The organism is Paenibacillus sp. FSL R5-0928 (assembly GCF_037970385.1).
GTDB lineage: Bacteria > Bacillota > Bacilli > Paenibacillales > Paenibacillaceae > Paenibacillus_AQ > Paenibacillus_AQ odorifer.
This window is the reverse complement of sequence record NZ_CP150225.1, coordinates 7,152,519-7,165,357: the sequence shown is the minus strand read 5'-3', so window position 1 is coordinate 7,165,357 and position 12,839 is coordinate 7,152,519. Positions and strand designations below refer to the sequence as shown.

The window sequence follows — 12,839 nt, the reverse complement described above, 5'->3', positions numbered from 1 at the left end:
GAGAGTTCATGCCTAAATTTCTGCAAAGACGCTGGCACGGCTATCATACCGTATGGGCGTTCATGCTGCTGTTGGTCCTTATTATAATTGTCAGTGTTTATAACTGGGCGCTTGGGGTCGCCGGCCTGTTTCTGTCAGGTACTTTATGCTTCTATATGTTGAAAGCGGAGATCTCGTTCCGTCGTAATCTGGTGGAATATATTAATGGGCTGTCTTTCCGCATTAAGCGGGTAGAGGGCGAAGCAGTCAGCATGCTGCCGCTTGGAATCATTCTGTTTAGCGAGGATCGAACGGTGGAATGGAATAACCGCTATGCCGGCGATATTTTCGCACGCAAGTCTTTAGTTGGGGAATCACTGCAAGAATTATTGCCTGATATGCAGTCTTTTTTTACAGGTGCTGCAGCGGGTAAGCGGGAGGTCGGCAAAGAAGGTGTGCTCCATGACACCCGCCTTGAGATCACCGTGGATGAACGATTTTATCAAGCTGTCATTATTCCGAGTGAGCGTATTCTTTACTTGTATGATATCACTGAGCTTGTGGTGTTACGTGAGCGGTATGAGGATGAGAAGCTGGCGATCGGCATAGTGATGATGGATAACCTGGATGAATCCGCTCAAGGAATGGATGATCAACAGCGAACCTCGCTGATTGCTAAGGTGACGAGTGAGATCACTGAATGGAGTAAGCAGTTTGAGGTTTATCTGCGGCGGTTGTCCTCGGAACGTTATCTAATGCTGCTTAATCATCGTAGCCTGCAAGCGTTGGAAGAGAGCCGCTTCGTGATTCTAGATGAAGTCAGAGAAATGACTGCTGATCTCAAGGTACCTATGACACTGAGTATTGGTCTGGCCTTTGGCGCAGACTCTGCAAGTGAATTAGGGGCATTGGCCCAATCCAGTCTAGACATGGCGCTGGGCCGAGGTGGTGATCAGGCGGCTGTAAAAGCAGGCCAACGGTTATCCTTCTACGGTGGCAAGAGTAATGCTGCTGAGAAGCGTACCCGAGTGCGGGCGCGGGTCATTGCGCATGCTTTGCGGGATCTGATGCAGGAGAGCGATCGTGTGCTGATCCTCGGTCATCGGACACCGGATATCGATGCTGTGGGTGCTGCAATCGGCCTGTTAAGGGCTGCGCAGATGTATAATGTAGAGGCTAGCATTGTGATGGAGACTCCAAATCCATCGATAACTAACATGATGGAGCAGATTCGTAAGGATGACGATTTGTATAAGTCATTCATCACAACGGAGCAATCCCTACAGATCATGACAGAGCATACCCTGCTTATTGTTGTGGATACACATAAGGCGTCTATGACGATGGAGCCGCGGCTAGTACAATATGCCAGCAGAATCGTAGTGGTGGATCATCACCGCAGAGGTGAAGAGTTCATTAATGATGCTGTATTGGTATATTTGGAACCTTACGCTTCATCGACCTGTGAGCTGGTGACAGAGCTGCTTCAGTATATCCATGAGAAGGTAAAGATCAGTCCGCTGGATGCTACAATGTTGTTAGCGGGGATCACGGTGGATACAAAGCACTTTGCGCTCCATACGGGTTCGCGTACCTTTGAGGCGGCAGGCTTCCTGCGCCGGAATGGTGCCGATACCGTACTTATTCAGCGCATGCTGAAGGAGGATTTACAGGAGTATATTTCCAAAGCCGAAATTATCAAACATGCGCGAATGGTGTATGACCAAATCGCGCTCGTAGTTACGGCACCAGGCATGAAAATCCCGCAGCTTCTTATTGCTCAGACTGCGGACACGCTGCTTGGGATGACCAACGTAGTCGCTTCATTCGTCATCAGCGAGCGGCCTGACGGCCTGATTGGCATTAGTGCCCGATCACTCGGACGTATGAATGTACAGGTCGTGATGGAGAAATTAGGCGGCGGTGGGCATCTGTCCAATGCCGCAGTACAGCTTGAAGGAACATGTAAAGAAGCAGAAGCCAGATTACTGCAGGTGCTGGCGGAAATCGAATCGAAAGAGGGGTTATTCGAATGAAGGTCATTTTCATAAAAGATGTTAAGGGTCAAGGTAAAAAAGGTCAGGTTAAAGAGGTATCCGAAGGTTATGCTTCCAACTTCTTATTGCCACGTGGATTGGTTCGTCCGGCAACGGAAGGCAACGTGAAGACGCTGGAGAATCAAGCAGCTGCTGAACAACGCCGTAAAGATAACGAAAAAGAAGAAGCACAGCAATTGGGTAAGAAGCTTGACGAGTTAACACTGACAATGAAAGCAAAATCAGGTGAAGGCGGACGTTTATTCGGCGCTATTACAAGCAAACAGATTGCTGAGACACTGGCTTCCACCAAAGGAATTACTATTGATAAGCGCAAGATTGAATTAGGTGAGCCAATTCGCCATATAGGAGTATTTCAAGTAAGCGTAAAATTGCATACTGAAGTAAAGGCCACACTTAAGGTTGAGGTAACGGAGGAGTAACATGGGTGGAGATCTCTTTTTCGATCGGGTTCCCCCGCAGAATCTTGAAGCCGAGCAGGCGGTAATTGGTGCGGTTCTGTTGCAGGATGAAGCGCTCATTACTGCAATGGAACGGGTGAATACTGAAGACTTCTACGATAAAGCGCATCAAATGATTTTTGAGGCGATGGTGCAGCTCGGAGAAGAGAGCCAGCCGATTGATCTTGTTACACTTACGTCCAGACTGCAGGACAAAGGAGAGCTTGAAGATATTGGTGGTGTTAGCTACTTAGCTAAGCTGGCGCATGCCGTGCCTACTGCTGCTAACGTAGAATACTACGCCCAGATTATCGAAGAGAAAGCCATGCTGCGCCGTTTGATTCGCACAGCCACGCAAATTGTGAGCGAAGGTTATACTGGCGGTGAAGATGTAGCCGATATGCTGAGTGATGCAGAGCGGCGTATTCTTGAAATCTCCAACCGGCGGAGCGGCAGTGGATTTATTGCGATCCGCGATGTCTTGATGGAAGTGTTCGACAAGGTTGAGTTGCTTCATCAAAATAAGGGGGGTACCTCAGGTATCCCAACCGGATTTGTGGATTTAGATCATATGACTAACGGATTCCAACGTAACGATCTGATCATTGTTGCGGCTCGTCCTTCTGTTGGTAAGACTGCATTTGCCCTGAATATTGCCCAAAACGTGGCAGTACGCGCTAAAGAAACTGTTGCGATATTCAGTCTGGAAATGTCAGCGCCACAGCTGGTACAGCGGATGATTTGTGCTGAAGCCAACTTAGATGCCAATATTATGCGTACCGGTGACTTCAAGAGTGATGATGATTGGTCCAAGCTGACGATGGGTATTCAGTCTCTATCTGAAGCGGAGATTTATATCGACGATACACCAGGTATCACGGTAACCGATATTCGTGCAAAGTGCCGGAGACTGAAGAAGGAAAAAGGACTTGGCATGATCGTCATTGACTACTTGCAGCTCATTCAGGGTCGCGGTAAAGGCGGAGAGAACCGTCAGCAGGAAGTATCGGATATATCTCGTACACTGAAGCAGATTGCTCGTGAGCTGGATGTTCCGGTTATTGCTCTGTCGCAGTTAAGCCGGGGTGTAGAGCAGCGTCAGGATAAACGTCCAATGATGAGTGACTTGCGTGAATCGGGTTCTATCGAGCAGGATGCCGACATTGTTGCGTTTCTGTATCGTGATGATTATTACAATGCAGATACGGAGAAGAAGAATATTATTGAGATCATTATAGCTAAACAGCGTAATGGTCCCGTAGGTACGGTAGAACTGGTCTTTCTTAAAAATTTCAACAAGTTCGTTAACTACGAGCGAGCACATGCGGAACCATTTGCTGGTTAAACCTGACATGTATAATTCCCGAACGATTGCACAATTCTTTGTGTAATCGTTCGTTTTATTTGACTTTGAAAAAAACCGCTGTTACACTGAGAATTGTCCTTTAGCGGGTTAAATCTGCTTGGCGTCCGGAGGGCCACGTACATAAGAATGACGTATAGGGCCCATATTATGAAAAATAATGGTGCTAAGTAGCACCTACGGAGGAATGAACATGTCAACGGTAGTCGTCGTGGGAACACAATGGGGAGACGAAGGTAAAGGGAAAATCACTGACTTTCTAGCGGAAAGTGCAGATGTGGTCGCCCGTTATCAAGGGGGCAATAATGCCGGTCACACGATTCTGATTGACGGTGAGAAGTTTAAGCTCAGCTTGATCCCTTCGGGTGTATTTTATAAAGAGAAAACTTGTGTAATTGGTAACGGAATGGTTATTAATCCGGCTGCCTTGATCCAAGAAATTAATTATATTCACGAGAACGGTTTTGACACTAAGAACTTAGTGATCAGTGATCGTGCTCATGTCATTATGCCATACCATATGGTGCTGGATGCTCTCGAAGAAGACCGTAAGGGTCCGAACAAGATTGGTACTACACGTAAAGGTATCGGTCCTTGTTATATGGATAAGGCAGCACGCAACGGTATCCGTATTGCTGACTTGATGGACGCTGAGGAATTCGAACTGAGACTCCGCCCCTTGATGCAAGAGAAGAACCAAGTGATTACGCAGGTCTATGGTGCCGAAGCTCTTAACGTAGAAGAGATTCTGACTCAATACCTGGAATATGCAGAAGTGCTGCGTAATTATGTAACAGACACCTCTGTTATTCTTAATGATGCCATTGATGCGGATCGCAAAGTGTTGTTTGAAGGTGCGCAAGGAGTAATGCTTGATATCGATCAAGGTACGTATCCGTTTGTTACTTCATCCAACCCATCTGCCGGTGGGGTATGCATAGGTTCTGGTGTGGGACCGTCCAAAATCAAACAGGTTATTGGGGTTGCAAAGGCCTATACCACTCGTGTTGGAGATGGCCCGTTCCCTACAGAGCTGAATGATGCAACAGGTGATTATATCCGTGAAACAGGTCATGAATATGGCACAGTTACCGGACGTGCGCGCCGTGTAGGCTGGTTCGACAGTGTAGTTGTGAGTCACGCTCGTCGTGTAAGTGGAATCACAGGGCTATCTCTTAACTCGCTGGATGTACTTAGCGGACTTGAGACTGTGAAGATCTGCACAGGCTACAAATACCGTGGTGAGGTAATTACTCATTACCCTGCTAGCCTCAAAATGCTGGCAGAATGCGAAGCGGTATATGAAGAGCTTCCAGGCTGGAGCGAAGATATTACTTCTGCAAAAACGTTGGATGATCTTCCAGCCAATACACGCAGATATGTTGAACGTGTATCTGAGCTTACGGGTATTCCGATTGCTATCTTCTCAGTGGGTCGTAACCGTGAGCAGACGAATCAAGTATTGCCAATTTATATCTAAAACCTAGTTATACTAAGGAGCCTCGTTAGAGGCTCTTTTTTTTGTTCTGAGGACTATATCTCTCTCTTTTGGGGCCTAGATTTATGCCTAGACGTTTCCCAAGGCCGGTTCTAGTCAATACTGGATGTATAGAAGAACATGTACATGATCTACCAGATAGACTTGAACATAGGTGAGAGGAGAAATGAAGATGAAGATCGTGAAGCGTGCACTTAGCGTATGTCTGATTGTGGTACTTGCCAGCACTCTTTCAATTCTAACAACGGGCGTGGTTGTAAATGCTTATATTCAGTCGGTACTGGCTAGCTTCGATATTAAAGTGAATACTCCCGGTCCGGGATTTGGAGGAATGATTCGGAGCATTATTGGCATGGATAACAAATCTGACTCGGATACAGCTAATAAAGAAGTAACCACAGGGAGTACAGTTAGCAAGGAGACCGACAAAAGCACGGATTCGCCAGCTAAAGGCAAGGGTGAGCCCGTAGATGATAATACTCCGACTGATGCCTTACCAGTTATGGGGCAAGTTACAACCGAAAGTTCAGCTGATAACGGAAGTGGAAGTGTTGGTGACCAACAATTAGTAATGACACCTGAGGCACTCAGTGACTTCAAAGATAAGCTTCCATCGGAAGAGAAGGTAAATATATTCAATATTTTGATGTCCAAACTACCCCAGGATGAGATGGCAAAAATTTCAACAGCGATGGAGGATGGATTAACAGAAGATGAGGTTAAAGAGCTGCAGCAGGTAATTGCAAAATATGTTGATGCAGACGAATATGAGAGCATAATGAAAATGCTTACACCAACTACAGAATCTACGCAATAGCATTTGTAATTGTCACTTTATAGACACATGAAAAAGGTTAAAATTTCATATTTGCGCAAAAAACCCGCGTATTTGGCGGGTTTTTTGTTATGTCTAAAGTTGAAATTTTTCTCTAAGCTATGGTACAGTAAACAAGGACCTCAAGAGGTTAATTTTTTGTAACCTCCTTAACAACCTTTTTATAGGTTCATTAGAAGCAGGAATTAAGCACTAGTATACGCAGAAATTTACATGGATGTAATCTATATAATCGAGGTCGTACAATTAGCTTGGCCGCTTTTGTCGGAAGTAAAAGCGGACTGAAAGGGAGAGTTTCATGAAGGGATTTAAGTTCATGCGTCGGATGAGCAAGCTGCAAGATGGACATCCAGCAGAGTCCGAGGCGAATGTTCAACAGAGCCACAATTTCGATCACGACTCCAAACACTTTCAACAAGAGAAAGGTACTCGCAGATTTCGGCGCGCTTGGATTTTGGGATCTGTCGGCCTTGTGCTTCTAGCTACGGTGTTGGTTGGAGCAGAGAAAAGGTATGTAGCTGCTAACACGGTTACCTATTATCAAGTGTTGGTGAAGGGTGAAGAAATCGGAAGACTTACCGATCAGACGCAGCTTAACCAGCTATACGATAAGAAACAACGAGAATATCAGGAGAAATATCCGAATTCAACCATGGTGCTGCAAACAGAGGGCATTACAATAGAAGAGCAGAAGGCATACAAGCCAGAAGTTGATAGTGAGGCGACACTTACTAAACTAGATGGAATGCTGAAGGCTTATGCGGTAGGCGTACAATTGATGGTAGATGGCAAGGCTGTTGGCATAGTTAAGGATCAGGAAACTGCTAATGCAGTGCTTGAAGGGGTAAAAAATCATTATGTCCCACAAGCAGAAGTAGCAACGACGGCTAGTAAGCTAACAAGAACGGCTGCTTCCAGCTCATCTGCTGCAAAAGCGAAGACTCCGGAGCAAGTAGAGTCGGTAGAGATTAGTGAAGATATTTCTATCGTTCCTATCAAAGCAGATCCTAATAAAGTGTTGGATGTGGAGGCAGCGGTCCAGACACTTACCGAAGGTAAAGAGGCGCCCCTTCTTTATACCGTTCAAGAGGGTGATACGATTTCGGGGATTGCCAAACGGTTTGAAATCACCCAAAAAGAGATTTATAGTAACAATCCTAACGTGAAAGAGCTGACGTTGAAGATTGGAGATACACTGAAGCTGAAGGTACCCCAACCAGATGTTACAGTAGTAACTGTGGAAAAAGTGACTGAGCAAATAGTGACTGAGCCGGAAGTGGTTGTGCGTTCGAGCGATCAGCTAGCGGCAGGCAAAAGCAAAGTCGTTCGTCCAGGGCAAACTGGACTTAAAGAAATGGAGTATCGGGTAACGAAGGAAAATGGTACGGTCGTCCAAGAAGAATGGTTAGGCCAGACCGTTATACAAGCCTCGCTGCCAGAAGTTGTTTATCGGGGAACGAAGGTTGTTGGTGAAGGAACAGGCATGTTCAGTTGGCCGGTAAGCGGGGCGACACTGACAAGTAGCTTCGGCGAGCGTTGGAGCCGTGCCCATAAGGGTATTGATATGGTATCTAGCAATCGGAATATAAAAGCTTCTGATGCCGGGACCGTGATCTTTGCAGGTGTGCAGAGTGGATACGGGAATGTAGTTATTGTAGATCATCGCAACGGATACCAGACCTATTATGGTCATTTAAAAAGCATCTCGGTTTCTACAGGCCAACGCTTGGAGCAGGGTGGCAAGATTGGCGTAATGGGCAGCACCGGACGTTCGACGGGTACACATCTGCATTTTGAGATTCGGAAGAATGGCACTGCTGTAAATCCAATGAAGTATTTGCAATAATTCATACTTTGTCCTTTAACTGCTCGATTTCAATCGGGCGGTTTTTATTTTTTTTAATCTACGAGTGACGGCAAAGCCGTTTCTTTTTGCTGGGCAGGGGGATTGCTTATTTCGTAGGATGTGACGGTTAGACAGGTATGTTAAAATAAAGGAATGATCATTAAGTAAGGATAGGAAGGTGAAGCTGGGACATGCAGATGGGAACGATTCTGGTAGTAGATGATGAACAGCCTATTGCTGATATATTGAAATTTAATTTAGAAAAAGAAGGCTACGAGGTTATTTGTGCTTTTGATGGCAACAGTGCAGTGGAGCTGGCATTGTCCAAAAGGCCCGATCTTATGCTGCTTGATCTTATGCTGCCCGGCAAAGATGGTATGGACGTCTGCCGCGAGGTGCGTTCTGCGCACTTGGACATTCCTATCATTATGCTTACAGCCAAGGACGGAGAGATTGATAAGGTACTTGGCCTGGAGCTTGGTGCTGATGACTATGTGACCAAACCTTTTAGTACACGTGAATTGCTGGCCAGAGTTAAAGCCCAGATGCGGAGACAGCATAAACCGTCACCACAGGGGATGGCGAGTGAACCAGCAGAGAATAAGCAGGGCATTTATCATTTTGATCTGTTTATAGATACAGATATGTATTTGGTCTATAAGGGCGGGGAGCCGCTTGACTTGACCCATCGTGAATATGAGCTGCTCTACTATATGATCAAACATGCCGGTAAGGTGATGACTCGGGAGCATTTGCTGCAGGCAGTGTGGGGATTTGAGTATTTCGGTGATGTGCGGACCGTTGACGTGACGATCCGTCGTCTAAGAGAGAAAATTGAGGAGAACCCCAGCAAGCCCGAATATATTTATACTCGGCGTGGACTCGGCTATTTGATGCATAGCCCTAAAAATGGAGGACTGTGATGAAGTGGCGGTCCTTTATCCGGACAATTCAGGCAAAACTTATTATTATTTACGTATTGCTAATTCTGATAGCTATGCAGTTGATCGGGGTTTATTTTGTCAGCTCGATGAAGAACTCGTTAACAGATAATTTCACCAAGGACCTTAAAGCACGTGCTGAGATGTTGTCTATCCTGACTGCTGATAAATTTGGTAGTGAGGCTGGAACCGCAGATGAGGAAACCGCTGTGGAAAGTCTGCGCGGAATGGTCAATAATCTGTACATTAACGGGGCTGAGATTCAGGTACTGGATGCCAGCGGCAAAATCATCACCACTTCCGTTCCCTCGCAGAATGACTATGTCGGGCAGCGTAACACCCAGACAGTTGTGAATCGGGCCTTGCAGGGCATCAGTGATAACGAGGAATATATTATTGCCGATGATAATGTGCGTAAAAAGGTTGTGGCCAAGCCTGTGCTCTCGGGTGACAAGGTAGTGGGCGCAATCTATATTGCTGCTGACATGAAGGATCTATACGCCACGATGGGCCGGATCAATAGTGTATTTATCTCAGGTTTGCTGTTAGCTCTAGCGTTAACGGTTGTTTTATGCGTCATTCTGGCGCACACCATCACGCAGCCTATTAAGGAAATGACGAGGCATGCTACGGCTGTCGCTGAAGGCCGATTCAATCGTAAAATGCCCGTATTGGGCAATGATGAAATTGGACAACTCAGTCAGGCGTTCAATTATATGACCGGTAGATTGCGTGAGGCACTCTCGCAGAATGAAGAGGAGAAGGAGAAGCTTACCTCTATTCTGACGAACATGAGTGATGGTGTCGTGGCTACAGATGAGAACGGAGTAGTGATTCTGATGAATCGGCGGGCAGCGCTGATGCTCGGAAATGAAGGACCGTTGCCGGAAGGTGCCCCTCTAGATAAATTGTTGGGCTTAGATTACGAACAAAGCGGATCTCTGGCTAAAGGCAATGCCCAATCTGCAATGCTTCATCTGACTCATATGGGTGGAGAAGATTCTAATATCGTAAGAGTGACGTTTACTCCGATTCATCGTCGTGAGGGTGGCATTGCCGGCACAATTGCTGTGCTGCAGGATGTCACCGAACAGGAGAATCTGGAGGAATCACGCCGTGAGTTCGTGGCGAACGTTTCGCATGAGCTAAGAACACCACTTACCACTATTAAAAGCTATGTTGAAGCACTGGATGATGGAGCACTTGAAGATCCGCAGCTGGCGGTTCGATTTGTTGGGGTTATTCGCAACGAAACAGAACGGATGATTCGTCTGGTCACGGATTTGCTGCATCTTTCCCGTCTGGATTCCAAGGAAGCTCTTCTTCGAATTCAGCAGACGGATATTACCGAGATGCTGGAGGATGTGGCGGATCGTTTTTCTTTTCAAATTCGGCAGAAGCGTATAGATATAAGTACAAGGGTCCGCAAAGATGTTACCACGGCGTGGCTTGATCGCGATCAAATCGATCAGGTCTTGGGGAATTTGGTCTCCAATGCGCTAAAATATACGCCAGAAGGCGGTACGATTGAACTGGAAGCGTTGAAGAATGAGGATGGAATGCTCTCCATTTCTGTGCGTGATTCGGGGATAGGGATTCCGAAAAAGGATATCGAGCGGATCTTCGAACGATTTTATCGCGTGGATAAGGCACGTTCGCGGAACATGGGAGGCACCGGACTTGGCCTTTCCATTGCCCGGGAAATTGTGAAGGCACATGGAGGCTCCATTTCCCTGCAATCCGAGCTAAATGAAGGTTCAAAGGTAACCTTTACCCTGCCTTTGAACGAGCAAAGGGGGAGTGAGGCATGAAGGAACGAATCAAATCATGCATTCTAGCCTTGCTCGTGCTCGGAAGCCTGGTTGAAAGCTATTATTTGATCTACCGTTTGCCTGGTGCTGATTCAGCAGTGCTTTCTGAGAACCTGTATGTGAAGACAGATAATATGGGTCCGGAAGAGAAGGTAGAGAACCTGTTATACCCTGACAAAATGATCATCCATATGGGAGAAGGCAAACATACGCTTTTTTATCCGGACTCTACGTTCTATAGCTTGATCATGAATCGCTTAAAAGGTCGTGGCTTCGAAAGCTTCCAACGGCACTCGGTACAGGATTATGATTGGGATAAGATCCGCAATGAGAATCCTGGGATTGAGCTTTCATTCGGAGCGGGCATTCCGGTAACGTTATTGCAGCGGGTGATGCAGTTATCGCCAGATTCCCTTTTTGAAGGAGAAAGCATTGATCGCATTTGGATCTATAACATTAAGAATGATTCCAAGGCCCATGCTATTTTCTTCAGTACGAGAGGCGACATCATATACGAAGCGGCAAAAGCGGATTTAACGGTTCAGGATGTGCAGCAGCATGTTGATTTCGGTAAGAATTGGACGCCTTACAAGACCGTAAGCGGGGATTATTATGTGCCAGACAGTAAGATTTCTCTGGTTCAGGTAGACATGCCTTCCGGGATGTACACCATAGAGCAAATGCAGAGTAATCTTTTCTTCGATGTTGGAAGCACTAGATATATTCGGGAGAAGAACGGCTCGGAGATTTATACGGATAGCAAACGGAGCCTTCAGGTGGACCAGGGTAAGAACTGGATGAGCTATAGTGACCCTGCGGCGCTTCCAGCTGGAGAAAGTACCCCTGCCAAGGATGCTTTGGAAGCTGTAGAATTTGTGAACCAGCATGGCGGATGGAATGGGACTTACCGTTTGGAGGCTACAGAGGAAGGCAGACAGGAGAGAAAGGTCTCTTTTCAACAATATTATGGCTCCTATCCGTACGGCTCCTATCCGATAATGAGCAATTCATCATTACAGTATGGTGTAATAAATCTGGAACTGCAGCAGGGAACAGTATCCTCTTATGAACGTTCTCTAATTTATATAGATGAAAGTAAGGCCGTAAAAAAGGTAGTGGAGCTATCTGGAGGTGCGGATCTGGAGTATAGGTTGTCTCTGGTCAGTAAAACTTCGGCAGTGAAGGATTTAACGCCTGCTTATGTGCCTGAGGTGAAGGAAGATCATCTGGAGCTGATACCTGTCTGGAAAGTTACACTTAGTGATGGCAGTGTTCTTACTTTAAATTAATGGACAAGTGGTTCATATAACAATTAGGAGGTTCGGGTATGGATTGGGGAAGAGCTAAAAATGTACTGATTTGCGCCTTTTTAGGTCTGAATCTGCTGCTATGTTACCAGCTGTGGGTCGATTTGCGCGATCAGGTTAGTGCTAATCTTGATTTTACTTCCCTGTCTGCTGAGACCCAAGCCGTAATGGAGCAGAAAGGGATTCGTGTATTGTGTCCCATTCCGGCGTCTACCCCGCAGCTTCCTAACATTACTTATCGTTATTCTGCTGAAGAGCAGACTGAACCACCAATTAAATTAGATGTACCTATAGACAGCAAGCTGATCTATTCTTCCTTCTCAGAGCTTAGCAAGGCGCTTGAGGATAAGATTCCTGACATTTCCAATTATCGCTTTGATTCACAGGAAAGTGAGGTAGGAAAGTTCGTTCTTCATCCGCTGGTTCAAAATCAGTGGTCGTTGTTCCGTGTTAGGCTAGAGTTGATTAACAGTGATCAAAAAATCGTAGCTTACCGCTGGCCGAAGATTGAAATAGGGACAAGCAGCAGCGATAAAGAACAGAAGGTGCTTCCAGCATCGCAAGCACTTAGTAGCTTGATAGAGAAGTATTTTCCGGCAGATTCCGTAGTGAAGGAGATTGAGCTGGGGTATTACGGTGAGCTGTTCAACTCGGAAAGTCAGGTAGCTTCGCCGATGTGGCGGTTTATGCTGGAGAACGGCAATGCCTATTATGTGGATGCTATTAGTGCGGACATCATCAGTCCTAAGACAACAGAGTAGA

The 12,839-nt window shown here is 46.2% G+C and carries 10 protein-coding genes; all 10 read left to right on the top strand.

Going from position 1 to position 12,839, the window contains the following annotated elements:
* Positions 1-8 precede the first annotated feature (8 nt).
* On the top strand, positions 9-2,015 hold the full coding sequence (locus MKZ16_RS32415; RefSeq protein WP_036677802.1) for a DHH family phosphoesterase: 2,007 nt from the start codon (positions 9-11) through the stop codon (positions 2,013-2,015).
* The gene (gene rplI, locus MKZ16_RS32410; protein ID WP_036677804.1) at positions 2,012-2,458 is read left to right on the top strand and encodes a 50S ribosomal protein L9; all 447 of its coding nucleotides are present in this window, start codon (positions 2,012-2,014) and stop codon (positions 2,456-2,458) included. Before MKZ16_RS32415 ends, rplI begins: the two co-directional genes overlap by 4 nt.
* A 1-nt stretch (position 2,459) precedes the next feature.
* Positions 2,460-3,821, top strand: a complete 1,362-nt coding sequence (dnaB, locus tag MKZ16_RS32405; RefSeq protein ID WP_036677807.1) for a replicative DNA helicase — start codon at positions 2,460-2,462, stop codon at positions 3,819-3,821.
* Positions 3,822-4,032: 211 nt separating this feature from the next.
* Complete coding sequence (locus MKZ16_RS32400; RefSeq protein WP_076105178.1) at positions 4,033-5,319, top strand: adenylosuccinate synthase; 1,287 nt, start codon at positions 4,033-4,035, stop codon at positions 5,317-5,319.
* A 190-nt stretch (positions 5,320-5,509) separates the two neighbouring features.
* On the top strand, positions 5,510-6,154 hold the full coding sequence (locus MKZ16_RS32395; RefSeq protein WP_036677811.1) for a hypothetical protein: 645 nt from the start codon (positions 5,510-5,512) through the stop codon (positions 6,152-6,154).
* A gap of 316 nt (positions 6,155-6,470) precedes the next feature.
* Positions 6,471-8,018, top strand: coding sequence for a M23 family metallopeptidase (locus MKZ16_RS32390; RefSeq protein ID WP_076099794.1), 1,548 nt, complete (start codon positions 6,471-6,473; stop codon positions 8,016-8,018).
* 191 nt (positions 8,019-8,209) lie between these two features.
* Positions 8,210-8,941, top strand: a complete 732-nt coding sequence (gene yycF, locus MKZ16_RS32385; protein ID WP_036677815.1) for a response regulator YycF — start codon at positions 8,210-8,212, stop codon at positions 8,939-8,941.
* A complete protein-coding gene (gene walK / locus MKZ16_RS32380; protein WP_036677817.1) occupies positions 8,941-10,770 on the top strand; it encodes a cell wall metabolism sensor histidine kinase WalK in 1,830 nt (609 codons plus the stop codon). The genes yycF and walK overlap by 1 nt, the downstream gene beginning before the upstream one ends.
* Complete coding sequence (gene yycH, locus MKZ16_RS32375) at positions 10,767-12,059, top strand: two-component system activity regulator YycH (protein WP_036677820.1); 1,293 nt, start codon at positions 10,767-10,769, stop codon at positions 12,057-12,059. Before walK ends, yycH begins: the two co-directional genes overlap by 4 nt.
* A 38-nt stretch (positions 12,060-12,097) precedes the next feature.
* Entirely contained in the window at positions 12,098-12,838 is a 741-nt protein-coding gene (gene yycI / locus MKZ16_RS32370; RefSeq protein WP_036677823.1) for a two-component system regulatory protein YycI, read from the top strand.
* Position 12,839: the final 1 nt, after the last annotated feature.